This window comes from Corynebacterium sp. KPL2680 (assembly GCF_040225675.1).
In the GTDB taxonomy this organism is placed as follows: Bacteria; Actinomycetota; Actinomycetes; order Mycobacteriales; family Mycobacteriaceae; genus Corynebacterium; species Corynebacterium rhinophilum.
On the sequence record NZ_JBEHFM010000014.1, the window covers coordinates 34,732 to 59,630 of the forward strand.

21 protein-coding genes and 1 pseudogene are annotated in these 24,899 nt (G+C 59.8%); 7 read left to right on the forward strand and 15 right to left on the reverse strand.

The annotated features are described in order from the left end of the window. Positions 1-138 precede the first annotated feature (138 nt). The gene (gene betA, locus ABRP66_RS08145; protein ID WP_349838549.1) at positions 139-1,914 is read right to left on the reverse strand and encodes a choline dehydrogenase; all 1,776 of its coding nucleotides are present in this window, start codon (positions 1,912-1,914) and stop codon (positions 139-141) included. Between the two features lie 333 nt (positions 1,915-2,247). On the opposite strand from betA, the gene betT reads away from it, so the two are divergent. After that, complete coding sequence (gene betT / locus ABRP66_RS08150; protein WP_349838550.1) at positions 2,248-4,488, forward strand: choline BCCT transporter BetT; 2,241 nt, start codon at positions 2,248-2,250, stop codon at positions 4,486-4,488. A 45-nt stretch (positions 4,489-4,533) separates the two neighbouring features. After that, a complete protein-coding gene (locus ABRP66_RS08155) occupies positions 4,534-6,111 on the forward strand; it encodes an aldehyde dehydrogenase family protein (protein WP_349838551.1) in 1,578 nt (525 codons plus the stop codon). 69 nt (positions 6,112-6,180) lie between these two features. Here the strand turns inward: ABRP66_RS08155 and ABRP66_RS08160 are convergent, their stop codons facing one another. The 3 genes from ABRP66_RS08160 to ABRP66_RS08170 are packed head-to-tail and all read right to left on the reverse strand — an operon-like array spanning position 6,181 to position 8,204. Then, entirely contained in the window at positions 6,181-6,900 is a 720-nt protein-coding gene (locus tag ABRP66_RS08160; RefSeq protein WP_296090739.1) for an SDR family oxidoreductase, read from the reverse strand. Between the two features lie 36 nt (positions 6,901-6,936). After that, complete coding sequence (locus tag ABRP66_RS08165) at positions 6,937-7,476, reverse strand: NADPH-dependent FMN reductase (RefSeq protein ID WP_284771130.1); 540 nt, start codon at positions 7,474-7,476, stop codon at positions 6,937-6,939. Between the two features lie 38 nt (positions 7,477-7,514). Next, positions 7,515-8,204 carry an alpha-ketoglutarate-dependent dioxygenase AlkB family protein gene (locus ABRP66_RS08170; RefSeq protein ID WP_284771131.1) on the reverse strand — a complete coding sequence of 230 codons (690 nt, stop codon included), beginning with the start codon at positions 8,202-8,204 and terminating at the stop codon, positions 7,515-7,517. Positions 8,205-8,261: 57 nt separating this feature from the next. Here ABRP66_RS08170 and ABRP66_RS08175 point away from each other — a divergent pair, with 57 nt between their 5' ends. Further along, entirely contained in the window at positions 8,262-8,387 is a 126-nt protein-coding gene (locus tag ABRP66_RS08175) for a hypothetical protein (protein ID WP_349838552.1), read from the forward strand. Between the two features lie 302 nt (positions 8,388-8,689). On the opposite strand, the gene ABRP66_RS08180 is transcribed toward ABRP66_RS08175, so the two are convergent. Next, a complete protein-coding gene (locus ABRP66_RS08180) occupies positions 8,690-9,013 on the reverse strand; it encodes a hypothetical protein (protein WP_349838559.1) in 324 nt (107 codons plus the stop codon). A 108-nt stretch (positions 9,014-9,121) separates the two neighbouring features. On the opposite strand from ABRP66_RS08180, the gene ABRP66_RS08185 reads away from it, so the two are divergent. Next, on the forward strand, positions 9,122-9,787 hold the full coding sequence (locus ABRP66_RS08185; RefSeq protein WP_084539211.1) for a sugar O-acetyltransferase: 666 nt from the start codon (positions 9,122-9,124) through the stop codon (positions 9,785-9,787). Between the two features lie 81 nt (positions 9,788-9,868). Next, positions 9,869-12,057 (forward strand): annotated as a pseudogene (gene hrpB, locus ABRP66_RS08190) (ATP-dependent helicase HrpB). Position 12,058: 1 nt separating this feature from the next. On the opposite strand, the gene ABRP66_RS08195 reads toward hrpB, so the two are convergent. Continuing rightward, positions 12,059-12,829 (reverse strand): TSUP family transporter, encoded by a 771-nt coding sequence (locus ABRP66_RS08195; protein ID WP_349838553.1) that lies wholly within the window; start codon positions 12,827-12,829, stop codon positions 12,059-12,061. A 58-nt stretch (positions 12,830-12,887) separates the two neighbouring features. Here ABRP66_RS08195 and ABRP66_RS08200 point away from each other — a divergent pair, with 58 nt between their 5' ends. Then, positions 12,888-13,994 (forward strand): AbrB family transcriptional regulator, encoded by a 1,107-nt coding sequence (locus ABRP66_RS08200; RefSeq protein ID WP_349838554.1) that lies wholly within the window; start codon positions 12,888-12,890, stop codon positions 13,992-13,994. Positions 13,995-14,016: 22 nt separating this feature from the next. Here the strand turns inward: ABRP66_RS08200 and ABRP66_RS08205 are convergent, their stop codons facing one another. Next, a complete protein-coding gene (locus ABRP66_RS08205) occupies positions 14,017-15,687 on the reverse strand; it encodes a DUF885 domain-containing protein (RefSeq protein WP_284864636.1) in 1,671 nt (556 codons plus the stop codon). A gap of 71 nt (positions 15,688-15,758) precedes the next feature. Beyond that, a complete protein-coding gene (locus tag ABRP66_RS08210; RefSeq protein WP_284784935.1) occupies positions 15,759-16,328 on the reverse strand; it encodes an LOG family protein in 570 nt (189 codons plus the stop codon). Between the two features lie 108 nt (positions 16,329-16,436). On the opposite strand from ABRP66_RS08210, the gene ABRP66_RS08215 reads away from it, so the two are divergent. Then, complete coding sequence (locus ABRP66_RS08215) at positions 16,437-17,570, forward strand: ROK family transcriptional regulator (protein ID WP_284770877.1); 1,134 nt, start codon at positions 16,437-16,439, stop codon at positions 17,568-17,570. Here ABRP66_RS08215 and ABRP66_RS08220 read toward each other — a convergent pair. The 7 genes from ABRP66_RS08220 to ABRP66_RS08250 all read right to left on the reverse strand — a co-directional run bounded on the left by ABRP66_RS08220 (position 17,553) and on the right by ABRP66_RS08250 (position 24,526). Beyond that, positions 17,553-18,149: an HAD-IA family hydrolase gene (locus ABRP66_RS08220; protein ID WP_284852351.1), complete on the reverse strand. Its 597-nt coding sequence runs from the start codon at positions 18,147-18,149 to the stop codon at positions 17,553-17,555. The two genes, ABRP66_RS08215 and ABRP66_RS08220, sit on opposite strands and share 18 nt — an antisense overlap. A gap of 12 nt (positions 18,150-18,161) precedes the next feature. After that, positions 18,162-18,515, reverse strand: a complete 354-nt coding sequence (locus tag ABRP66_RS08225; protein ID WP_284852350.1) for a hypothetical protein — start codon at positions 18,513-18,515, stop codon at positions 18,162-18,164. Between the two features lie 74 nt (positions 18,516-18,589). Next, complete coding sequence (locus ABRP66_RS08230; RefSeq protein WP_023016464.1) at positions 18,590-19,078, reverse strand: ferritin; 489 nt, start codon at positions 19,076-19,078, stop codon at positions 18,590-18,592. A gap of 285 nt (positions 19,079-19,363) precedes the next feature. Next, positions 19,364-20,845, reverse strand: a complete 1,482-nt coding sequence (locus ABRP66_RS08235; protein ID WP_284852349.1) for a SulP family inorganic anion transporter — start codon at positions 20,843-20,845, stop codon at positions 19,364-19,366. A gap of 21 nt (positions 20,846-20,866) precedes the next feature. Further along, on the reverse strand, positions 20,867-21,379 hold the full coding sequence (locus ABRP66_RS08240) for a phosphoribosyltransferase (protein WP_005276176.1): 513 nt from the start codon (positions 21,377-21,379) through the stop codon (positions 20,867-20,869). A gap of 72 nt (positions 21,380-21,451) precedes the next feature. Beyond that, a complete protein-coding gene (gene amn / locus ABRP66_RS08245; RefSeq protein ID WP_284784944.1) occupies positions 21,452-22,855 on the reverse strand; it encodes an AMP nucleosidase in 1,404 nt (467 codons plus the stop codon). A gap of 522 nt (positions 22,856-23,377) precedes the next feature. Next, positions 23,378-24,526, reverse strand: coding sequence for an MFS transporter (locus ABRP66_RS08250; protein WP_349838555.1), 1,149 nt, complete (start codon positions 24,524-24,526; stop codon positions 23,378-23,380). Positions 24,527-24,899: the final 373 nt, after the last annotated feature.

The window sequence follows — 24,899 nt, forward strand, 5'->3', positions numbered from 1 at the left end:
GATTCCTTGCCCGGCGATTAAATCATGGTTCTGGCCAGGCGGAGGGGTGCGCGGTGGGGAAAGGGGGACGTCGGCAAGCAAAAGCGCCGCGCCCCACAATGGGAAACGCGGCGCTAGAGCAATCCCGCGGGAGGGTGCTTAGTGGTCAGCGCCCTGGATGGAGTGCTTGTGATCGCGGACTGCTTCGCCCTCAGCGTAGAGCGGCATATCCTGCTTAGCCTTGTACCACTCGGCGTGGTTCGGCTCGAGCGGCGTGCGGCCGGCAATAAGGTCCGCAGCCTTCTCGCCCACCATCATAGTCGGGGAGTAGATATTGCCGTTGGGAACCGAGGGGAATACGGAAGCATCGGCAATATACAGGCCATCGATGCCCCATACGCCCATGGTGTCTGGGTTAACCACGGCCATAGGATCGGACTCATCGCCCATCTTGGCGGTGCAGGATGGGTGCAGTGCGGTCTCGCCGTCATTGCGGACCCACTCCAAGATTTCCTCATCGCTCTGGACCTCTGGGCCCGGGCTGAACTCGCGGGCGCCAACTTCCTCCATTGCCTTGGTATCCAGCAAGGAGCGGGCGACGCGGACGGCTTCTACCCATTCGCGGCGGTCCTGCTCAGTGCGCAGGTAGTTAAAGAGGATGGAGGGCTTTTGCCGGATATCGGAGCTCTTGATGTGCACGTGGCCCTTGGTATCGGAGAACATCGGGCCGACGTGCCACTGGAAGCCGTGCTTAACGTCGGCCTTTTGGCCGTCATAGCGCACCGCCATGGGCAGGAAGTGGAACATCAAGTTCGGGTAGGCCTCATCCTCGTTGGAGCGCACGAAACCGCCGCCCTCAAAGTGCGAGGTAGCCACTGGGCCCTTCTTCGTCAGCAGCCACTGCAGGCCCATAAACGGCCAACGCCACTTATCCAGGTAAGGCTGGGAGGAAGCGGTGGACTTGGTGGTCTCGTACTGGATGTAGACCTCGAGGTGGTCCTGCAGGTTCTCGCCCACGCCTGGCAGGTGCTTGACCACATCGATGCCGTGCTTTTCCAAGATCTCACGGTCACCCACGCCAGAGACCTCTAGCAGCTGCGGGGTATTGATGGCACCGGCGGACAAGACGATCTTGTCTGCGAAGACGCGGTGGGTGCCACCCTGCCACTCGTATTCCACGCCCACTGCCTTGGTGCCTTCAAAGAGGATCTTGGTGGTAAATGCGCGGGTACGCACCTCGAGGTTGTCGCGGTCCTGGTTGGGGTACAGGTAGGCGCGGGCAGCGGACCAACGCTTGCCGTGCTTGATATTGCGGTCGAAGGGGGCAAAACCTTCCTGGCGGTAACCGTTGACGTCATTGGTTAGGTTATAGCCAGCCTCTTGTACCGACTTGAAAAGAGCCTGGAAAAGCTGCGAGGTAGCAGGACCGCGGGACAGGTAGAGCGGGCCATCATGACCGCGGCGCGGATCATCGTCTTCTGCGGCAGCGGTGGTTTCCATGCGGTTGAAATACGGCAAGCAGTGGGCAAAGTCCCAGTTATCCATGCCTGGGTTCTGGCCCCACTTTTCGTAGTCCATGGGGTTGCCGCGCTGATAGATCATGCCGTTGATGGAAGAGGAACCGCCAAGCACCTTGCCACGGGCGTGGTAGATGCGGCGACCATTCATTTCCGGTTCCGGATCGGATTCATACATCCAGTCATAGTTTTTAGCCCCGATGGGGAAAGAGAAACCGGAAGGCATGTGGATGAATAGGTCCCACAGGGAATCCGGGCGGCCGGCCTCAAGAACGAGCACGCGGGTGTCTTTGTCCTCGGTCAGACGAGCAGCGATGACGGAGCCAGCGGAGCCGCCGCCGACGACGACCACATCGCTGACTTCATCCGTGGCCCTTTTTGTCGAGCGCTTCTTAGTCAACTTGTCCACAATACCCATAAATCCCCTTCCTTCTGTGAGCCATCTCACGCGTAGTTCTCACCGTATTTACGGCAGATCCATTGTATGGTGCGCAAAAAATCTGCGCTTTTCCGCTTTCATTTATGCACAATGGCGACCCCAGAATACACACCTGGTGGACGTTTTCCCAGATTAATGTATATTTACGGTGTTCGGGTATGCATCTGAGTAGATGAAATCCGGGGTCTTTACGCATAGATTGCTCGCATATGATTTATGCCACCAACCTATCTCTCACCCCTCTTTTCGGGGGACTGTGGGGCACTCTTGCGAAAGATTCGGCACTTAATCGATCAAGACTAGGAGAAGTAGATGGCTAACCGTGGTCCGCACGACCATGAAGAGTCCCGCACAGGGGATTCCGACACCTCTCTCGCTCACTCCTCTGGGGAGACGCACCCGGCTGGGGACAAGGGTCATAAACCGCGCAACCAAGTACGCGCCATCGTCGGCAGCTATAAGGCCGAAACCGGCGATGATGTCGGCGCAGACGAGGTGGCCGCGCCCAAGCCCAATTGGCCGGTCTTTATCATTTCCGGTGTGCTGATTATCGCCATGGCCCTGTATGCGGGCTTCGGGCAAGAATCCGCGGCGAATACCCTCGCCAGCGTCACCGGATGGATCGGCACGAACCTGGGATGGTTCTACGTCCTGACCGCCACCATCGCCGTGGTCTTTGTCCTCTACATCGCCTTTTCCAATACCGGCAGCATCCGCATGGGCCCGGACCACTCCCGGCCCAAATTCAATACCTTTTCGTGGGTATCCATGCTCTTTGCCGCCGGCATCGGCGTGGACCTCATGTTCTTCGCGGTGGCCGAGCCGGTCACGATGTACATGGATCCGCCGGTGGGCGATGGTGAAACCATGGAGGCCGCCAAAGAGGCCGTGGTCTATGCCATGTTCCACTACGGGCTTACCGGCTGGGCACTCTATGCGCTGATGGGCATGGCCTTTGGTTACTTCGCCTACCGCCTGAATATGCCGTTGGCTATTCGCTCAGCGCTGTACCCGCTCATCGGCAAGCGCGTGCACGGACCCATTGGTTCGGCCGTGGACATTGCCGCCATGCTGGGCACCGTCTTTGGCGTTACCGCGTCCCTGGGCATCGGCGTGGTGCAGCTGTCCTACGGCTTCCACCTCATCTTTGGCATCGAGCAGGGGCTGGGGCTGCAATCCGCACTCATCATTGTCGCGGTGGTCATTGCGACGCTATCGGCTGTATCCGGCGTGGATAAGGGCATTCGCTTCCTCTCTGAGCTCAACGTGTACCTGGCCATCGCGCTGATGGTCTACGTCGTGGTCTTTGGCAAGACCGCCTACCTCTTCGACGCCATCGTCACCAATATCGGTGATTACGTCTCCAAATTCCCCTCCTGGACGCTAGAGACCTTCGCCTTTGCTGAGGACCAAGCCAGCGTGGATACCTGGATGCAGTCTTGGACCCTCTTCTTCTGGGCTTGGTGGATTGCCTGGGCAACCTTCGTCGGCCTATTCCTGGCCCGCATTTCCCGCGGCCGCACGCTGCGCCAGTTCATCCTGGGCACGCTGACCTTCCCCTTCCTGTTCATCCTGATGTGGATGTCCTTCTTTGGCAATACCGCCCTGGATATGGTGCGCTCCGGCGACTATCCGGAATTTGCGGAAAACGCCATCAACGTTCCGGAGCAGGGTTTCTATGACATGCTCCAGGAATTCCCTGGCTCCGCCATCGTCATCTTCCTGACCACCTTCATCGGCCTGCTGCTGTATATCACCTCGGCCGACTCCGGTGCGCTGGTCATGTCCAACTTCACCTCCCGCATCACGGATAACCGGCAGGATGGCGCCCGGTGGCTGCGTATTTTCTGGTCCATTACCGTCGGCGCGCTCACCCTGGCATTGCTGCAGCTCGATGGCATTGCCACCGTGCAGTCCGCGACCGTGGTCATGGGCCTGCCCTTCGCGTTCGTGGTCTACCTCATCATGTTCTCGCTGTGGAAGTCGCTGCGCCTGGAAATCCTCCAGCGCGAGGCCCGTAAAACCGCATTGCACAGTGCCATCAGCAGCCGCACCGAGCGCGAACCGAGCGATGCCAACCTGTGGAAGAACCGCCTGGACCGAGCCAATTCCTTCCCCACCAAGCAGGACATGGATGACTACCTGCGGGGAACTGCCGCCTACGCCCTCGAGCAGGTGGCCACGCAAATGCGCACCCGCGGCTATGACGCCATCTTGCTCACCAGTGAGCTTCCCGATGCCGAACTGCCCCAGCTCGATCTCGAGGTCCGGCTGCACAACGAGCGCCAATTCCGCTACCAGCTCTTCCCGGTTTCCGCGGAGCGCCCGGACTTCTGCGAGGGCGACGGCGAGTACTACCGCCTCGAGGTCTACGACATGACCGGTTCGCTGGGCTATGACGTTTACGGCTACTCCGAAAACCAGATCATCAATAACGTGCTGGACCTGTACGAGCGCCACCTGGCTTTCCTCTACATGCAGCAAAGCCAGCCGGGCGATTCCGATGTCTCCGATGGCGCCGAGCCGGAACGCACCTGGCGCGAAGATAGTTAAACTGGCGGGCGATACCGCCTCAATTAGAGAAAGGTTGCTTGCACTTTGAGCACCCAGAACACCTTGTTCGATCCCACCACCACCGAATTGCTCCAGGGCGTGCACTCCGGTGATGCCCCGAAGTCGCTCTTCATCAACGGCCAGTGGGAGGCCGCCCAGGATGGCGAGACCCGCACCATTGTCTGCCCTGCCGATGGCTCCACCGTCGGCGTCGTCTCCGAGGCATCCGAGGCAGATACCCTGCGCGCCATCGAGGTTGCACGTGAAACATTCGATAAGGGCGAGTGGGCCGCAACGCCGTCCGCCGAGCGCGGCAAGATCGTCATCCGCCTGGCGGATTTCATCCGTGAGCACAAGGAACTTTTCGCTCAAGCCGAATCCGCGGATACCGGCAAGCGCTACGAGGAATCCCTGGGCGATATGGACGATATTGCCAATGCTTTCGAGTACTTTGGCACCTTGGCCCAGCACCAAGCTGGCCGCGTGGTCGACCCGCAAGATCCCAACCTGCGCTCACGCATCGATGCCGAGCCGGTGGGCGTCTGCGGCCTGATTACCCCGTGGAATTACCCGCTGCTGCAGGTGTCCTGGAAGGTAGGCCCGGCCCTTGCTGCCGGCAATACCTTCGTGCTCAAGCAGGCGGAGCTGACCCCGCACACCGCCATGCTGCTCATGGCTGCGCTGAAGGAATGCGGCCTGCCAGATGGCGTGGGCAATCTCATCACCGGCGCCGGCGCTAACTGCGGCAATCCACTCTCCCAGCACCCCGACGTGGACATGGTCTCCTTCACCGGCGGCCTCGTTACCGGCAAGCTGATTGCAAAGAACGCGGCCGAAACCGTCAAGCGCACGGCGCTAGAGCTCGGCGGCAAGAACCCGAACGTTATCTTTGCTGATGCCAACTTCGACGTCGCCGTGGATAATGCGCTCAATGGCGCCTTCTTCCACTCCGGCCAGGTCTGCTCCGCCGGCTCGCGCATCGTGGTGGAAGAGTCCCTGCACGATAAGTTCGTTGCCGCACTGGTCGAGCGCGCCGAGAAGATCAAGATCGGTGGACCCACCGATGACAAGGCCGAGACCGGCCCGCTCATCTCCGCTGAGCACCGCGAGAAGGTGGCGGCCTACGTGGACAAGGCCCGCGAGCAAGGCGCCAAGATCCTCACCGGCGGCCGCGCCGCCACCAGCGAAGACACCAATGGCCAGCACGGCACCGGCACCACGGACCTAGGCCAGGGCGTGTACTACCTGCCCACGATCATTGATGGCGCTACCCGCGAAATGGACTGCGTCCACGACGAGGCCTTCGGCCCGACCGTGACCATAGAGACCTTCACCTCCGAAGAAGAGGCCATCAAGATCGCAAACGATACCGAGTATGGCCTGGCTGGCGCGGTGTACACCTCCGATGCCGGCCGCGCCGAGCGCGTTGCCCGCGCCCTGCACCACGGCACCATTTGGATCAATGATTTCCACCCGTACCTGCCACAGGCGGAATGGGGCGGCTACAAGCAGTCCGGTAATGGCCGCGAGCTGGGCCCCACCGGCCTTGCCGAATACCAAGAGCACAAGCACGTGTACCAGAACCTGGCCCCTGCCGCATGGGATCAGTTTGGCCTGCAATAAGGCTCAAGCAGGACGATAAAGCCTACGGCCCCGCCCCGCCGATGCTCTTTTTAAGAGCCCCGCGGGGCCTTAGCTTTGCGTGCGCGGCTTGATGGTCATCGTATCCACGTTGACGTGGGTCGGTTGGGCAGCAACCCAGCGGATGGCCTCGGCAATATCCTCTGCCACGAGGTTGAGCTGGCCGTCATACACCTTGGCCGCGCGCTTTTCATCGCCCTTGAAGCGCACCAAGGAAAAGTCCGTGGCCACGCGGCCAGGATCGATCTCGGTAACGCGCACATCATGATTTTCTAGCCGCAGCGCGCGGGAAATCACGCGCACGCCGTGCTTCGCGGTGTTATAGCCGGAACCGCCTTCATATACAGTCCAGCCGGCAATGGAACCGACGTTAATAATCAGCCCGGAGAGATCCGGCACCCGCTCAAGCTTGGGCATAAGCGCCTGAATCATGCGCACGGTGCCGAGCACGTTGGTCTCGTACATCCACTGCCAGTCCTCAATGGCGGTATCAACAAGCGGCTCCAGGCCCTTGGCACCGCCGGCGTTATTGACCAAGAGGTCTACGCGCTCGAGGTGGGAGACGAACTTTGAAACGGAGACATCGGACGTAACGTCGAGTTCGTAGGCCTCGCCACCGATTTCATTGGCAAGCTGCTGCAGGCGGTCTGTGCGGCGCGCTCCCACGACGACGTGCCAGCCCTCCTTGGCCAAAGAACGCGCGGTGGCCTCCCCAATGCCAGAGGAGGCGCCTGTTACTACTGCTACTTTCTTTTCAGTCATGCACCCCATGCTACGCAGCGCGCGGCACGGTGCAGGGCTTTTTACTTAAAGGGCCTCCTCGAGTTCAGAAAGCAGGGAGTTTGCGCGCTCGTAGGAGTCATCGCTAGGGCGGAATTCGCCGTCGTTCCAGTCGGTGAAGATATTAAAGTCCAGCTGGTTGCGCAGCTGTGGCATGGAGAAGTTAGCAACGACATTGCGCCAAGCCTCGACCGCTCGCACGCCACCGACGGAGCCATAGCCCACGAAGGCTACCGGCTTGCCCGCCCATTCCGCGCCGAGCGAATCATAGGCGTTCTTGAACGCACCAGACACGGAGTGGTTGTACTCCGGAGTCACGAAGACAAAGCCATCGCAGGCATCGACGGCCTTGGACCACTCCTGCACGTTGGCGTCATCGTACTGCTTATTCGCCGCCCCCGGAACGACCTCGCTGGTGAGGATGGGGATATTGAACTTCTTGAGCTCCAACAGCTGGTACTCCACGCCGTTCTCGCGGCCTTGGGCGAGGTCATTGACCCACTCGCCTACTGCCTGGCCTGCCGCCTTATCGCGGGTGGAGCCGATGATGATGCCAATTCGGGACATAAGAAAACCTCTTTTCTTCAACCTTTATGTAACCCGCCCTAGCCTACCGCGCTCGCCGAAACTTGTCTGATGGTGATATTGATTCTGCCTTCCTGCAGCCCGCATCCCTCCGGCAGCGTGCCATCATTTACCCGCACCACCCCGTGGTAGGCAAAGCGCTTCGGCCCGCCAAAGACCACCAAATCACCCGAGCACAAAGTCACATCGTCCCAGGGCTTAGTGCGGTTTTCGGTATGGCCTATGCGGAAGAGGGCCTCATCCCCAATCGAAAGCGAAATCACGGGCGCAGGCGATTCCTCCGAGTCATCCACGTGCATTCCCATCGCCGAGCCGGGCGGATAATAATTCACCAGCGCCATCTCCGGCACGAAGTTATCCACCCATGGTTCAAGCTCCGGGGCAACCTGGGCCGCCTCCCGCAGCGCCGCCGGAGCCAATTCCCGCAGGCTCTCCGGCACCGGCGGCACCACCGTGCCTTCCATATTGTCCACATACCGGTAGCTGGGATAATGCCAATACCTGCCAAGATGCAGCTGAAATACGCTCATCTGCCCGCCCGATGTCAGCCGCGGCTGCACCATCGCCATCGGTGTATGCGCATACGCGCGAGCAATCTCCCGCGTCTCTTCTACCAGGGCCTTTTGCTTGCCGATGCCCACCCATCCCGGCACGTGCCCCACACCCGGCGCGACGTACGCATTCGGCCGCGGCAGCGAATCAAAAAGCATTCCTCCACCCTAGCCGCTAATCGGTTAGGCCACGCTGCCGACGAAATGCAGGAAGCGATGACATACCAAGCAGGAGTAAGCCCGGATGAGATCAATATCGTCGTTGATGTCGTTCTCCCCTCGAATATTTCCGAGTTAAAGGTTCGCGCCGAAGAACAATTATGGACCCGAAACGGGTTGTAATGATAGCACCCAATTAACCTAAACATATTGGGTTGTCCCCGAATCGTGGATACTTAGTAGAACTGCTTCACGGTTTGGCAGGAGTTTCTACTTTGGTGGTGGACTGGACGATAGGTCGGGCATCGAGCAAGCTCGCACTGTCAATCCTAGAACTCAAGCCTCTACCTCGTCCGAGGTCCCACATAGCCTAATCCAGAAATCAGACAACGGTAGAAGCATTATCGAACGGAAAAGGAACGAAAGTACCCACCTGTTTGAGGTCAGTCATTGGCCGACAGCATTTTGCATTAGAGCCGACAAATCTATCGGTTCTGCGGCTGTTTTTTAAGTATTGAATTTTCTCCGGACATGAGATCTATTATTCCTGAGAATATTGCGATGATACCTATCCAATTCCCTGTTATATAGATGAAAAGTGTGCCGAGGAGTATGGCGAAGCAGCTAACTGCTTTTAGCTGTTTCGTTCTTCTGTCATTGGATTCGTCAGGCTGGTAGATCCGGGCAACTATGAGATCAACGGCGGCAACGGCTAGAAAAATATACGAGATTTTTGTGTAACCGAGTAAAGCAAAGACCCCTGAAACCACAAGCACCGCAATCCCAGCAAAGCCAATCAAACGACTCATCATGAAAACACTCCAAAACATGGTTTGATAAGAAACGTCTCCTTAATTCTATCGAAAGGTGAGGGGGTCAAGTCAGGTATGCTCGGCAGGAACCACGCGCCCTCTACAATGGCCACCATGGATGAACAGAAGCTGCACGACCTGCAACGCTACGGCACTTGGGAGCGAATGACGGGTGGGCAGTGGCACCTGCCGGGCATGGGGGACATCGATAAGGAGCACCAGCGCACCTTTGGGCTGATTGGGCAGTTCAACGATCTGCACAACACCGATAAGGAGCAGGCGCAGGCAATCTTGCGGGAGATCCTGCCGGACGAATCGCACGTGCCGGGGGCGCACGCGCCGCTGAATATGGAATACGGCTGCAATATCGTCTGTGGGGAAGGCGTCTTCATCAACTTTGGCAGCAGCATTTTGGCCCAAGCCAAGGTCACATTCGGTGACCGCGTGTTGATTGGGCCCAATTGCTCGTTCATTACGGTGGGCCACCCCGTCAATGATCACGCGATGCGCGAGGGCGGGTGGGAAATCGCCCACCCCATCACCGTGGGGCGCAATACGTGGTTTGGGGCCAATGCCACCGTCATGCCGGGGGTTACCATTGGTGAAAACTGCGTTATTGGTGCCGGCACGCTGGTGACCAAGGATATCCCGGATAACTCCCTGGTCCTGGGCACGCCCGGCCGCGTGGTGCGCACCCTGGACGGCGATGAGGATTCGTGGGAGCGCAAGGATTTGGACGGCCCCGTGGAAGGTTTCGGGGCCGCGCAGTAAATGTTCGATCTCGCCAGCATTGGCGCGGGGCTGCCCGTAGCCGAGACCATCGATTCGCTTCCCCACACCGGAAACGTCGTCATTCAGGCACCGCCCGGCACGGGTAAAACCACGCTCGTGCCACCGGCGCTAGCCAATCATTCCGCAGGGCGCGGCAAGGTCATCGTCACCGCCCCGCGCCGCGTCGCCGTGCGCGCGGCCGCCCAGCGATTGAGCACCCTCAGCGGCACCCCGGAGAAGGTCGGTTTCGCCATCCGCGGCGCATCCCGCACGGGCAGCGAGGTCGAATTCGTCACCCCAGGCGTGCTGCTGCGCCGCCTGCTGAAGGATCCGGAGCTCGAGGGCGTAGCCGCCGTGGCCATCGATGAGGTCCACGAGCGCCAGCTGGATACGGATTTGGTGCTCGGCATGTGCCTGGAGCTGGCAGAGCTGCGCGAAGACTTCCGCGTCATCGCTATGTCCGCCACGGTAGACGCGCAGCGCTTTTCCCAGCTCATGGGCGCGCCCATCCATACCACCGAGGCGGTGACCTATCCCCTGGATATCCAGTACGCACCACAGCCGGGGCGCGCGGCGGGGTCGCGGGAGTTTTACGGGGGCATCGCCAAGCAGGCAGCCCGCCAACACGAATCAACGCTGGTCTTCGTGCCCGGCGTGCGCGAGGTCAACCTGGTGTGCGAGGAGCTGCAGGGCCATAATGTTTTCCCGCTGCACGGCAAGCAGACCACCGCGGAGCAAGATGCCGCGCTTTATACCGATGAGCAGCGCATTGTGGTGGCGACGTCCATCGCGGAATCCTCGCTGACGGTGCCTGGCGTGCGTGTGGTGGTAGATGCCGGGCTGGCCCGCGTTCCCCGGCGCGATGCACAGCGCGGCATGTCTGGCCTGGTGACGGTCTCCACATCGAGGTCGAGCGCGGACCAGCGCGCGGGCCGTGCCGGGCGTGAGGCGCCGGGTACGGTCATTCGCTGCTATTCCCAGGACGATTACCAGCACTTTTCCCCGCACACTACGCCGGAGATCCTGTCCGCGGATCTCACGCAGGCTGCGCTGTTTTTGGATTGCTGGGGCGCGGGCCCGGATTTCCCGCTGCTCGATCCGCCGCCCGCCCAAGCCCTTGCGGCCGCGCGCGCCACCCTCGAGCGCATTGGTGCGACGCAAGAGCTCGCCCTCCTGCCCACCGATCCCCGCCTCGGCGCGGCCCTTATCCGGCACGGCAGCCAGGCGGCCCCCACCATCGCCGCGCTTGCCGATGCCCCCACCAACACCACCGATCTCACCCGTCGCCCCGCACCGCAGAAGGAAGTCAAGCGCCTGTCCCGCCTGGTGGAGGATCTCGGACCCGCTGACCCCGGCGAGGTCGTCGCCACCGCCTATCCCGAGCAGGTGGCCAAGCGCGTGGGCGAAGACTATCTGCTGGCCAGCGGCACCCGCGCCCGGCTGCTGGATAACTCCGGGCTGGCCGGCTCGCCGTGGCTCGCCATCGCGGAGGTCACCCTTTCCAATGCTGGAAACCCCATCATCCGCACCGCCGCTCGCATCGCAGAGTCCGCCGCGCTGGATGCCATCGGCGTCACAGAAGAAACCCGCGCCTTCCTGCGCGGGGGCCGCGTGCGCGGGATCAAAGTCCGGGCGGCCGAGGCGATTGTGCTGTCCGAAACCCCGGTCAAGGTCACCGGCGATGCCGCTGCGCAGGCCCTTGCCGCCGGCATCCGCGAAGAGGGCCTCGGCCTATTCACCTTCAGCGAGAAGGCCCAGAGCTTGAAAGATAGGCTCCGCCACCTGCACGCGCACTACGGCGATCCGTGGCCGGATGTCGATGCCGCCGATCCCGCCGAGTGGCTTGGGCCCGAGCTGCACCAGATTGCGGCGGGAACCCCCACCGCCAAGATAGACATGTACCCCGCCCTGCAGCGCCTGCTTCCCTGGCCCGAAGCCACCCGCTTAGACGAGCTCGCACCTCAGCGCCTCCCAGTGCCCTCCGGCCGCGATGCCAAAATCGATTGGTCGGGCGAGCGCCCCGTGGTCCACATCAAGTTGCAGGAGTGCTTCGGCCTGGCCGAATCCCCGGAGTACTGCGGCAACCGCGTGCAATTTCACTTGCTCTCCCCCCCGGCCGCCCGCTAGCGGTAACCGATGATCTTGCTAGCTTCTGGTCCGGCCCCTACGCCGGGGTGCGCGCCGATATGCGCGGGCGCTACCCCAAGCACCCGTGGCCCGAGGATCCATGGAATGCCATTGCCACCGCGCGGACCAAGAACCGGATGTAGCCTAACCCCACTGCTGCCAGGATAGATAGCAGCTCATGACCACGACCAAGGTAAGCAGGGCGTAGCGGATAAACTTCGTTCCGCCGCTCAGCACCGTCCGCGCGCCCACCTGGGCGCCGAGGATATTGGCGGCGGCCAACGCGATACCAAGGGTCCACCACACGTGGCCGCCAAGGATGAAGGTCACCAGCGCACCGAGGTTCGTGGCGGTATTGACCACCTTGGCCATCGCCGCGGATTTTAAGAAGTTCTGGGAGAAGATGAAGGTAAAGGCCATAATCAGGAACATGCCGGTACCCGGGCCAAAGATGCCGTCATAAAAGGAGATGGCCGCGACCGCCGCAAGCCCCGCCCAGGTGCGCCATCCGCCGCGGATGCCGGGAGACTCGGTGGTGCCAAAGCTCGGCTTAAAGGTCACGAAGACCCCCACCACCACTAACAGCACGATAATGAGCGGGCGCATGATGTCACTATTAAGATTCGCCGCCACACTCGCGCCCAGCCCGGCGCACACGAGCGCGATGAGGGCGTAGCGAACTAGCTCCCCTGCGGGCGGGCGCACCTTGCGTACCAAGGTCACGGCGGCCGATGCCGTGCCGGATACCGCCGCAAGTTTATTGGTGGCCAGCGCCGTTGCCGGCGCGAGCCCCGGAACCACGGCAAGCAATAGCGGAATAAGCACGAGGCCTCCCCCGCCGATGACCGCGTCGATCCAGCCTGCCCCCGCCGCTCCCACAAGGAGCACCGCCCACTGCGCCACGTCGATATCCATGACGAGATCATAAACCCCGCGGCGGGGAGGTCTAGACTCGATCGGAGACGAGCAGAAGATGGGAGAATACGTGGCTAAACGGCACTGGGGAATGAGCGTAGATACCCACACCATCCTGCGGTGGGGCATCGTGGTCCCCGTCTCCATCCTCTTGGGCTGGCTTTTTAGCATGTGGCACGTGCCGGCCGCGTGGATTTTGGCCGCGATCATCGCCTCCGGCGCCATGGCGCTTATCACCGGCGAGGACCTCAAGGTCAACCGCAAATTTTATGGGCTATCGCGCGGATTCATCGGCATCATGGCCGCGCTGCCACTGACGGTGGTCTCCTTTGGCCAATTGGTGGGTTACCTGCCGGCGGCCATAACCATATCCTTTGTCACCATCGCGTTGGGCATCTTCTGCGGCGTCATGCTGCACCGCCAGCGGCCACGGGACGTCTCCTCCGAAACCGGTATCCTGTCTATGCTTCCCGGCGGTGCCTCGCTCATGCCCGCGCTTGCCGATGAACTCGGTGCCGACTACCGCTACGTCGCGCTCACCCAATACCTGCGGTTATTGATCGTTTCCGTATCCCTTCCCGCCGTCGTGACCTTCCTCGATACGCCTGCCGGAAGGGGCGGTGACTTAAGGCTCGAGGCGGAAACCACCTGGTGGATCATCGCATTGGTGCTCGTTATCGCGCTGGTCGGCGAAAGGCTTGGCAAATTCCTGCACCTGCCCGCAGCGGCGGTCCTCGGCCCGCTGATCTTGACGGTGCTGGCCTCGTTCTTCCTGCCGGAGGGGCATACGCTGGAGCCGATTTATGCCTTTAAGGTTATTGCCTTTTTATCCATCGGATGGGTCTGCGGCGGCGGTCTTTCTCTCCCCTCGCTCAAGGCCTTTGCCAAGCAGCTTCCCGCGACGATTCTTTCTATCGCGGCGGTCCTCGGCCTCTGTGCGGCCACGGCGTGGCCGCTGATGCACTGGCTCAATATCAGCTACTTCGAGGCCTACCTGGCCACCAGCCCCGGCGCGCTAGAGACCGTGCTCGCGCTCTCCGCAGAAGGCGGGGCTGGCCCCGTGGTGATTGCGGTGCAACTTACCCGCCTCATCGCCGTGCTGGTCATTGCGGGATACTTGCCGCAGCTCATCAGGGCCGTCAGCAAGTTTTCCACACGGCGCTAGCGTGCGCGGCTAGCCTGCGCGCTTAGTTATTGAGCACGGCTTCGCGCAGCACCGACATCGGCACCGAGCCAAGAGCCAGGGCCTCGGAGTGGAATTCGCGGGCGCTCATACCCTGCTCCTCGGCGGCGGCGCGGGTTTCTTGCCACAGGCGCTGGCCCAAGGCATAGGACGGCGCCTGGCCCGGCCAGCCCAGGTAACGGTTGACCTCAAAGTTGAGGTTCGCATCATCCATGGCAGTGTTTTCGCGCATGTAGGTCTTCACGTGGGCCTTATCCCATACGCCGGATACGGTGCAGTCCGGCAGCTTCTTGCCCAGGTGCAATCCGATATCCACCACGACGCGGGCCGCGCGCAGGCGCTGGGCATCGAGCAGCCCCATCCGCACGCCAGGATCGTCCATGTAGCCCAGCTCGGCCATGAGCTGCTCAGCGTACAAGGCCCAGCCCTCGCCGTGGCCGGAGTTCCAGGTCACCGCGCGGCGCCACAGGTTCAAATCCTCTTGTACCAGGGCAGAACCCAGCTGCAGGTGGTGGCCCGGCACACCCTCATGGTGCACGGTGGTCAGCTCCTGCCAGGTGTGGAAGGTATCTTGGCCCTCCGGCACGGACCACCACATGCGGCCTGGGCGCGAAAAGTCATCGCTGGGCGGGGTGTAGAAGATGCCACCGGTGCCCGCTGGGTCGATACGGCACTCGATCTCTTCGACTTCTTCCGGAATGTCGAATTCCTTGCCGTTGAGCTCGGCGATGACCGCATCGGCCTTGCTCTGCATCCACTCCACCAGGGCATCGGTACCGCGCAGGGTATAGCGTTCCTCGTGGTTAAGCTTGCGCATGGCAGAACGCACCGAGCACTCCGGGCCATAAAGCTCGTGCGCGATCTTTTCCTGTTCCCCGCGCAGGTAGCGCACCTGGTCAAGGCCCCATTCATAGGCCTCGTCCAAGTCCACGGAATCGCCAACGAAAAGCTTGGAAAAGCGCTCGTAGCGCTCGCGGCCCACCGCGTCCTTATTAGAGGACTGCGGCTGCAGGTCATTAGACAGCCAATCCGAGAACTCGCCAAAGGCCTCCTTGGCATTCTTCACCTCGGCGGAGTCGGGGGCGAGGCCGAGGCCCTCGAGCATGGAATCGGCATCGGCAAGCCGCTCGCACTGCACAATGACCTCAGAGATCTGACGGTGCGGTGCCACCATGCCGTGGGAGGCCGCTTCCTTCAGGGACTCGCGGTAGCCATCCAGGGAGCTCTTGACCTTGGACAGGCGGGAGCGAATGGCCTCGCGGTCCTCCTCGGTATCCTGCGGCATAAGCAACAGCGAGTCCCGGATGGTCTGGACGGGCGAGGCAATATTATTAAGGCTGCGAATATCCTCGCCGTGATGGTGCAAATCCAGATCTAAACAGAGCCGATCCCGCAAGACGGCTGCGGTGACGTAATCCACGTCATCGAAGTCATCCTCATCATCGGATTCATCGGTGGTGTCATCCAAGGCATCTAGATCCGCAACCATGTCGCGGGTGCGATCAGCAACAGCCTCAAAATAGTCGGGGGAAAAATCCTGCAATTCGCCTTCAAAACCGTCAATGCCCCACGCGGTTGCATCTGTTGGGGATAGCTCGGCTAGGTCGTGAACGAAGTTATCGCACGAAGCGTCCAGTAGAGAGGGCTGGCGCTTAGCGGTCTGCTCAGAACTCATAAGAGGGAAGTCTAACCCTTTATCTTGTTGATAGGCCACCCAGGCCCACCCAAATGTTGCAAACTTGTTAGCTAATCGTTGTTCCACTTCGTGCCTGGGTAGTGCCACTGGGCAAAACCATCCAGCACGGCCGCGGGATTTTCCTCTATTACCAGTGCTTTTACAAAGCGGGGAAGGATGAAGCCCGCCTCAGCCATGGCGGCATACATGTCATAAAAGGGCTGCCAAAAACCTTCCACGTCAACCAAGCCAACGGGCTCGCGAATGCTGCCCAGCTGTTGTTGGGTCAGTACCTCTGTTACTTCCTCCAACGTGCCCACGCCGCCGGGCAAACAGATAAAGGCATCCGCCAGCTGCTCCATCCGGGTTTTCCGCTCGGCCATAGAATCCACTACCTCAAGCCGGGTCAAGCCTGGATGGGAGATTTCTAAATCCACCAAAGATTGCGGCATGACGCCAGTAACGGTGCCGCCAGCATTCAGGCAGGAATTGGCAACCTCGCGCATGAGGCCGATATTTCCGCCGCCATAAACCAAGTTCAGCCCGCGACGGGCAAGCTCGCCGCCCAAGTGTTGCGCCGCTGCGCTATACGCGGGCGAATTGCCCACGGCGGAGCCGCAATAAACCGCTACTGATCGCATGCGCCCCAGCATAGGGAATTTTTGGCCTACCTCCACCTTTAGACCATTCGGTACGTACACCTATGAATAGATTAGACAAAGCAGTCTGTGACACATATACTTTCTTTCATGATCAAACCTGGCCCCGTGTTCACGCGCCCCCGTACACCGGCCGCTAAGTGCCTTCACCTGGTGCGCCTGAACCCGATCATTACCCGTAGTGAGCTGGTAGAAGCCACCGGACTCTCCCAGCCCACCATTACCCGCGCTACCACCGCGCTCCTAAACGCAGGACTCATCCAAGAGCGCACCGACCTCACCCAATCCCAGGGCCGAGGCCGCCCTACAGTTCCCCTCGAGGCCGCGGATAATAACTGGGTACTCGGCGGCATCGCCGTCGGCACCTCCGAGACCTATATCGGCCTCTATGACATCAAGGGCCGCACCGTTGCGGAGGAAGAAATCACCACTCCTGTCGCCCGCCTGACGGAGGAAGACTTTCTTGAACACATCATGGCCGGCATCAACCGCATGATGACGGGCCTGGATCGCCGCCTCGTGGCCTTAGGAATTACCACCTCGGGCACCGTGGATGAAGAGGGCCTAGTCACCGCAGACAATCTGGGCTGGCACGGTGTGGATATCGCGGCGCGCCTGCGCTTCCAATTTAGCGTCCCCGTGGTGGTTACCTCCGCCATTTCCGCCATTTTGGGCTCGGAGACCCAGGCCGCCGAGATTGGCACGAACGAGCGCGTGCTTCTGCTCTTCGCGGACGATTCTTTAGGATCAGCGCTATCCGCCGATGACGAGGTAAATTCCATCATCCCGCTGCCACAGACCCGCTCTGACCTACTGGGGCACGGCGCTTCCGAACACCTCTTGGCCACCCAGTCCATTCTGGACGCCGTGCGCCGCCACGGCATCGAGGCCAATACCCTGCCCGAGGTCGCGACCATCGCCGAATCCAATTCAGCCGTGCGCGCCATTTTGGATGAGCGGGCCCGCCAGCTGGGCCAGATTACGGCGGAGATGGTCCACGAATACTCGCCGAAAACCGTGGTGATTGCCGGCGGGGCCTTTACCGGCGATTCCCGCGCGCCCCAACTTTTTGCCTCCACCGTCCGCGATTCCGCCTCGGAGGACCTAGAGCTGCGCATGATTCCCAGCCACAAAGAAATCGTGCGCGCCGTCGCCCGTACCGTGGCTACCGATCAGCTATTGCGCGAACCATTGGAGCTGGGCCGCTCACTCCAGACCGCGTAAAACCTCGCGCGCGGAGTCGATCCCGGTAAACAGGTGGGCTTGCAACCCGCAATAAGTGGCGCCCTCGATGTAGTCGATGCGGTCATCGAAAAAATGCGTGTCCTTGGGCTGCGCTGAGAGCGCGTCCACCGCCACTCGGTAGGCCTCTGGGTGCGGCTTGGCCACCCCAATATCGCAGCTCAGCGTTACCGCCGCGCACTCTGCCAACCACGGGTGCTGCGCGCGCACCTGCTCCGCCAGGGTTGTGGGGATATTGGATAAAATCCCCACGCTAAAGCCCTCCCCGATGAGCCCTTTAACCAGCGCTATCATCTCTGGGTCAGCCTCGCGCAGGTACTGATTCTCGCAGGCCACGGCCCCAGCGCAGTCAATGGACCCCATTCCCGCGCGGGCGGCTATTTCATTCCAGTAGTGGCTATCGCTAAAAATTCCGGCATCGTAATCCGGCCGGAAATAGTTATAGGCCTCCCAGAAGGCCTCCGGGTTCGCAGGCGCGAGGAAGCGCTCTAGTTCAGCGTGCGCTTCCGGCGTGGCGGGGCGCAGCAGCACGCCGTACAGATCAAACAGCAACTTCGGCATAATGCATCCAGTTTATGCGCGCCTAGTAGCTTGGGTTTGCACTGCCACAATCCCTACCGCGGTACCGGCGATAAAAATCACCAGCGCCAGCGTCGCCTGCGCCATCGGCAAAACGATGAGCACGGCCAGCGAGGCCAGCATCAGCATTCCGCTCAGGGAATATAAAGAACGGTTGACCAGCCCGCGCTTGCCGATGACCCCACACGCCAGCATCACCACCCCCGCAAACGGGCTCAGCATGAGCGCCGCGGTGGTCAAAAAGATGCCGAGGGTCACGTGGCTTGAGATGACCGCAGCACCGATGATGAGACTTAGTGCCAAGACCGCTAAGACGGCAGAGAGGATTGCTTTCAGGTGTGCAGACATACGTCAATCCTCCCACAGCAGCGCAGTGCCATGGGAGGATTGATTTAAATCTTGATGGGTTTGTTATTCACAACTTAGGAGTTGCGGTTAGCCAAACGGGAATCGATGCGCAGCAGACCAGCGCCATCGTTGCCCACGAGCTTGATCTGGTCAATAATCTCAGAAACGGTGTCCTCTTCCTCGATCTGCTCAGCCAGGAACCAGTCAATGAGCTGGCGGGAGTCCAGATCCTGAATGTCAAGGGCAACGCGAGCGATCTCGCGAATCTGCTCGGAGACCTTCTGCTCGTGAGCCAAGGAAGCCTCGAATGCATCCAGCGGGGTGGCAGCCTTGATGGAGCCAACCGGGATATCGTTAAGCTCTACGCGGTAGCCGCGTGCCAAGAGGTGATCCGCAAGCTTCTGTGCGTGGACGCGCTCTTCGCCAGCCTGCGCCATGAACCAGTCGCGCATACCCGGGAAGGACAGGTTATCCATCTCGTAGGCCAGCTGGGTGTAGACCATAGCGGCACCGTGCTCGTTAATGACCTGATTGTTTAGCAGGGTTTGCAGCTTCTCATCCATTGCTAAATCCTTTCTGTAGGAATCAATTAATTGGTTGTAGGCACTACAATACCGAAATAAAATCCTCCGTCTAGCAAGGTATGCTTAATCAAACCCGCACCTCAGAGGCATTTTTCAGATTGGATCACCTAAGTTAGTTAAGACAAAGCTGCCCCACGGCGCGAAGTTACTATCGCCTAATAGTTCGAGGTCATCGACCTAAATAGACGATCTCGCCGCGCTAGCCCACTCCATCCAACCCCCTGCAGCTAGTACGCTTATGCACATCAGGCCCGCAATGTGATATTAATCACCCAGTTGGCCGCTCAGGCGCTCCAGGCGCTGCGCGCTCGCCCCATCGAGGCCCCGAAACTCCACTTCAATGCCACGATCCGCGTACTTCTTCTGCACCGCATCCAGCGTCGCCACCGTCGAGGCATCCCAGACCTCGGCATCGGTAAGGTCCACCACCACGAAGTCCGTATCAAGCGTGTAATCAAAGGCGTAGACCAAATCATTCGAGGAGGCGAAGAAGAGCTGGCCATGCACCACGTAGGTATATCCGTCTACCAACTCAACCTCCACGAGGTGTGCCACCCGGCGGGCAAAGCCAATCGATGCAGCCACCACGCCTAAGACCACTCCTACCGCCAGGTTATGCGTGGCCAGCGTGCCCGCGACCGTCAGCAGCATGACGAGGATTTCAGAAAGCGGCATCAACTTGAGCGTGCGCGGGCGGATGGAGTGCCAATTCACCGTCGTCGCCGCGACGAGAATCATCACCGCGACCAGCGCGGCCATCGGAATGCGGCCTACCGCCTCGCCGAAAAGCAGGCACAGCACGAGGAGGAAGGCGCCCGCAAGGAACGTCGACAAGCGCGTGCGCGCCTGAGACACCTTGACGCCGATCATGGTCTGGCCAATCATCGCGCACACGCCCATGCCGCCAATCGCCGCGGCCAATATATTGCCAATGCCCTGACCAAAGGACTCGCGGGTCTTATCGGAATGGGTATCCGTAATGTCATCGACAAGCTTTGCCGTCAGCAGCGATTCCATGAGGCCCACCAGCGCCATCCCAAAGGCATAGGGCGCAATTACCTGCAGGGTCTCCAGGTTCCACGGAATATCCGGAATGAAAAGGCCCGGCAGCGTCGTGGGCAACTCGCCCTGGTCCGCCACATCCGGCACCTTCCACCCTGCCGCGACGGCGATGATGCTTACCACCACGATGGTCACCAACGGCGCCGGAATTGCCTGGGTAAACCGCGGCAAAACGATCATGATGGCTAGGCCAATGGCCACCAGCACATAGACCATCCAAGGGACATCGATAAGGTGCGGCAGCTGCGCGGTAAACATCATAATGCCCAGCGCATTGACGAATCCCGTCATCACCGAACGCGGGATAAAACGCATGAGCTTGGCAATGCCCACCCACGCCAACAGCACCTGGATGATACCGGCCGCAAGCACCGCCGCCACCACGTAATCGTGCCCATACTCGTGCGCGAGCGGTGCCACTACCAGGGCAACCGCACCCGCCGCCGCGGAAATCATGGCGGGGCGCCCGCCGGTAAAGGCGATGGCCATCGCCATAATCACCGAAGAATATAGCCCCACCCGCGGGTCGAGGCCGGCGAGAATAGAAAAGCTTAAAACTTCCGGGATCAAAGCAAGCGCCACCGCCAGTCCGCCGAGCACCTCCTTGCGCAAACGCGCAGGTGAGGAAAAGGCAAAGCGGAAACTGGCGATGACGCCGGTGGGCGCAGGCTGCTCGTTAATCACGCCTGCACATACTAGTAGCTACTACGAGCCTTCCTGAAAGGAGCCATCCGCCGTGATGACCGGCAGCACCGACCAAGCAAAGTTGATCCACTTATCCGTCTTCTTCCACGAGTAATCCGGCTCAAAGATGGTCTTCGGCTTGGTGTACACCACAGCGGAACGCACCTCATCGGCGGTTTCTTCCAAGAAGTTCACCACCAGATCCAGGGTCTTGCCGGAATCGGCCACGTCATCAACGACGAGTACCTTCTTGCCCTTCAGGGAATCCGTATCCAACTGCGGGGACAAGATGATCGGCTCGTCCAAGGTCTGGCCAATATCGGTGTAGAACTCCACATTGATAGCGCCCATGGCCTTAACCCCAATGGCATAACCAATGGCACCGGCTGGGATCAGGCCGCCGCGGGCAACGCCCACGATCAAGTCAGGAAACCAGCCGGATTCCACGATTTGCTCCGAAAGATTCCGGCTCGCTTCGCCGAAGACTTCCCAGGTGAGGTTCTCCCGGTCCGGGTGGATCCAATTCTCAGTCACGATTGCGCGGCTCCTTTTGCGTCATGGGCTTTCTTTGTAGTTTAACTAGCGATACCTACCAAGGGAAAGCAGCTACCGGAAAGGAACCTCTCCCAACGTGCGCCGCAGCTTGCGCGTGCGCAGGCGCTCCGGGTTTTCTGCCAGCTGTTCCACCGCGCGCACGGCGCACATGACGTGGGCTTCCTTGGAGTTGGAATAAAACGCCTGGGCCTGTGCCGGCAGCTTCGGCACGGCGTGCAGCGGCAGATCCGATACGGAAAGCAGCGTGCCATAAGGCACGCGGTAGCGGTACCCATTTGCTGCCAAGGCGCACGATTCCATGTCCACCGCTACCGCGGTAGAAGTGCGCAACCACTCCCACAGATCCCGGCTGGTGCGCCATTCCCAATCGCGGTCATCGGTCGATAGCACCGTGCCGGTGCGCATGAGCGAATTATCGCTGCCGTAGACCTCATCCACGGATGCCTCCAGCATGCGCTGGACCTCTGGAATGGCCGGAATCGGTGTGGAAGAAACCACCTGCCGGTCCAAGATGTGGTCGTGGCGCTCGTAGGCATTGCCCAAGATCAAGTCACCGATGCGCATGCGCCCATCCATGCCGGCGCAGTGGCCAATCATGATCCAGGCCTCCGGCCGCAGCACGGCCAAGCAATCCGTAATCGTCTTGGCATTCGATGGCCCTACACCAATGTTGATCATCGTGATGCCATCGCCGCCCGCGGTAATGAGATCGAACCGGGGCATCTGAAAGCGCGAGGTCAGCGTCAGCCCATCCAGGTCGAGGTCCACCGCATCATTGGGATGAATGGTCTCCCCATTGGGCAATACGAGCGCCGTATACCGCGAATCCTCCTTGGTCAGCTCGCGCAGGCCGAATTTCACGAATTCCGTGGTATGCATCGCGTAATTGGTAAACAGAATGTATTTCTGCACCGTATCGACCTCGACGCCGGTGTAGTGCTCGATGCGCGCACAGGCAATATCGAAGCGCTGCGCTCCGAAGTGAAATAGCGGCTTTTCTTCGCCGTGAAAGGCATCCCACTCACCATCAATAATCGCATCGTTGACTTCATCCAAGGTCGGGCGCGGGATAGGGCCGCGTTCCTGCGGCGCCGCCGGGGCATCTTTGATGTATTCCGGCGGAATGCGCTCATCCGATTGGCCCACGAAGATATCGCACGGATAATTGTTAGTCAGCCGAGTCAGCTGCTCGTGCAAGTACTCGCGGATGATGTGCGGCTTAGAGATGACCGCGGAGTACTTCCCCGCCTCATTCACATAGCCAAAGGGCTCGGAGCGGTCAATCGGCTGCCATTTACGAATCTCCACCGTGACCTTGGGATAGACCACGTGGCGATAATCATCGAGGGTGCCCGAGGCAAGGGCCTCACGCCCCAACTCACATGAGGTTTCATAATGCTCAATTAAGCGAGTCACCGCTTCATCTACGGAGTGGACATGCTGCAGATCGGTCATAACGGCGAGTTTAGCGGGGACCGCGCAGCACGGCAGTGCTCCGTGCCATACATTGTTTATACCGAGATAGGTTTATACCGAGATAGCCTGAGTTAAAGCTCTGCTGATATCACCAGCGAAGGGGCAGGGCTTGTCGGCTTTCAACCATCATCGGTGTCAACGTAATCTCTGAAGCTAGGAATTCAGAACCCGATGAACGGATAGTGGAACGGTTTCAAACCGCTAACGAACCTTATTGCAAATACCGCAGTCCTTATCCGAGTTGCACCCCGGAATCATGCTTCTCTGACTGGAAGGCGGAAAGATCGGACTTTTAGAAGCTCTCCGCTGCACGATTAAAGGAAAGAAAAACCGTACCCTTCGACACCACAGTGGCAAAAGAATATGGCGAAGTACTCACAGTGCACCGCGTACTCCGAAAAACGAATGCCTCATTTAATGCGCGAAAATCAGCGGTATGAGCCACAAAAAGCGTTTAACTTTTGCCGATATGGGAATAAAGTTTAGTAGTCCTTGGGGTGCCTAAGCCGCATGCCCGCCGGACCGAGCGCGAGAAAGAGTGCCGACTCCAACATTGCATGCGATTCCTAATAAAATTGCAAATAGCGCAGCAAGCAAAAGCCCCGTGGATGAAGGAAGCAAAAGACCCCCTACTGCAGAACCAACAGCTGAGCCCAGATAGTTTGCAGATGCATTCGCAGCGACTGCAGTCGCACCTTCATCAGGGTTCGCACTGAGCATGGTATTTTGTTGCGGCGCCATAGAAGCCCAGCCCAAAAGCCCCCATGCAAATAGGCACACCGCTGCCACCACATGACTCGAAGGGAAGAGCAGTAATAACGCGAAATCAGCCGCAAGTAAAGCAATGATTATTAACGTTAACGTGCGAGAACTGTCTACCTTATCGAGCACCCGCCCGATTCCAAATGCGCCCACTGCGCCACCGATACCCCATATCCACATGCCCGCAATGGTGTCTACCTGCACACGACCGAGCACGACAGAAATATAGGTGTACAAACCTAACGACCCCACTCCCACAAAGAAAGTAACTAGGACCGTAAGCAAATTATCTACTCGGCCGATGACTCGGACTCGCTGTCTCAGCGAGGAAGAAGACACAGCCGGTACGGCACTCGGATTGCGCAACGCTATACCTACCATCGCCACTATGCCAACTAGCGAACCCAACCCAATAGTAGCCCGCCAGCCTAACTGCTCAGCGACACCCAATCCCACCGGCACACCCACGACAGTTCCCACCGCCAATCCAGCTAGAACCAATGACAGTGCGCGCCCGCGACGCTCTGCTGCGACAGACACACCCGCAACCGCTGAGGACAACGGCGAATAGACTCCCGCCGCCACACCAGCAATTAGCCGCGAGACGATAAAAACTCCCACCGTAGGTGATACGGCAGTCATAATATTCGCCAGAGAAAATACAGCGATTGCGCCCAGCAGGGCGCTACGCGGATTCTTGCCCGCTTTACCCGATAACAGCGGACCAGATACAGCGTACGCACCGGTAAAAGCGGTGACGCCCAAGCCAACCATGCTGCCGTTCGTGCCCAAGTCTTCCGCAATCTGCGGCAGCAAGCCAGCAATAACATATGCATCTAAGCCGAGGGCCACGCTACCTATGACAAACGGCCACAGCTGCTTAAGCATTGTCAATCACCGCATCAAGCAAGCCCGGAAAACGTTCATTCAAGTCTTGGCTCCGCAAAGAAATCAAACAGGTTCGACCCTTACTTCTTGTCCACGTCACTCCCGCTTCGCGGAGCTGTCGAGTGTGATACGTCAGGGTAGATCTCGGGAGGTCATCGGCAAGCCTCAAGCTATCGTGCTCTTGGCCGTCCGCCATGCGCTTAACCATTTCCAACCGGATGGGATCGCTTACTGCGGCCAGAACACGGACGAATTCTAGTTCTTCGATGGCTGGATGCTCATACTTTCGCGGGCTCACTCTTACTCCAATCGTGCAAGAAATCCTGAACAATTAGCAAGGCTAAGCGGCCCGCGATAATCGTGCAAGTTTTCT

Excerpts from the sequence above, each read along its gene's own strand:
- betT (WP_349838550.1), top strand. The coding sequence starts at position 2,248 with ATGGCTAACCGTGGTCCGCACGACCATGAAGAGTCCCGCACAGGGGAT.
- ABRP66_RS08205 (WP_284864636.1), bottom strand. The coding sequence starts at position 15,687 with ATGAGTTCTGAGCAGACCGCTAAGCGCCAGCCCTCTCTACTGGACGCT.
- ABRP66_RS08215 (WP_284770877.1), top strand. The coding sequence starts at position 16,437 with ATGATCAAACCTGGCCCCGTGTTCACGCGCCCCCGTACACCGGCCGCT.
- ABRP66_RS08180 (WP_349838559.1), bottom strand. The coding sequence starts at position 9,013 with ATGAGTCGTTTGATTGGCTTTGCTGGGATTGCGGTGCTTGTGGTTTCA.
- amn (WP_284784944.1), bottom strand. The coding sequence starts at position 22,855 with ATGACCGATCTGCAGCATGTCCACTCCGTAGATGAAGCGGTGACTCGC.
- ABRP66_RS08185 (WP_084539211.1), top strand. The coding sequence starts at position 9,122 with ATGGCCACCATGGATGAACAGAAGCTGCACGACCTGCAACGCTACGGC.
- ABRP66_RS08195 (WP_349838553.1), bottom strand. The coding sequence starts at position 12,829 with ATGGATATCGACGTGGCGCAGTGGGCGGTGCTCCTTGTGGGAGCGGCG.
- ABRP66_RS08160 (WP_296090739.1), bottom strand. The coding sequence starts at position 6,900 with ATGGGGTGCATGACTGAAAAGAAAGTAGCAGTAGTAACAGGCGCCTCC.
- ABRP66_RS08250 (WP_349838555.1), bottom strand. The coding sequence starts at position 24,526 with ATGCTTAAGCAGCTGTGGCCGTTTGTCATAGGTAGCGTGGCCCTCGGC.
- ABRP66_RS08175 (WP_349838552.1), top strand. The coding sequence starts at position 8,262 with ATGACATACCAAGCAGGAGTAAGCCCGGATGAGATCAATATCGTCGTT.
- betA (WP_349838549.1), bottom strand. The coding sequence starts at position 1,914 with ATGGGTATTGTGGACAAGTTGACTAAGAAGCGCTCGACAAAAAGGGCC.
- ABRP66_RS08200 (WP_349838554.1), top strand. The coding sequence starts at position 12,888 with ATGGGAGAATACGTGGCTAAACGGCACTGGGGAATGAGCGTAGATACC.
- ABRP66_RS08220 (WP_284852351.1), bottom strand. The coding sequence starts at position 18,149 with ATGCCGAAGTTGCTGTTTGATCTGTACGGCGTGCTGCTGCGCCCCGCC.
- ABRP66_RS08225 (WP_284852350.1), bottom strand. The coding sequence starts at position 18,515 with ATGTCTGCACACCTGAAAGCAATCCTCTCTGCCGTCTTAGCGGTCTTG.
- ABRP66_RS08170 (WP_284771131.1), bottom strand. The coding sequence starts at position 8,204 with ATGCTTTTTGATTCGCTGCCGCGGCCGAATGCGTACGTCGCGCCGGGT.
- ABRP66_RS08230 (WP_023016464.1), bottom strand. The coding sequence starts at position 19,078 with ATGGATGAGAAGCTGCAAACCCTGCTAAACAATCAGGTCATTAACGAG.
- ABRP66_RS08165 (WP_284771130.1), bottom strand. The coding sequence starts at position 7,476 with ATGTCCCGAATTGGCATCATCATCGGCTCCACCCGCGATAAGGCGGCA.
- ABRP66_RS08210 (WP_284784935.1), bottom strand. The coding sequence starts at position 16,328 with ATGCGATCAGTAGCGGTTTATTGCGGCTCCGCCGTGGGCAATTCGCCC.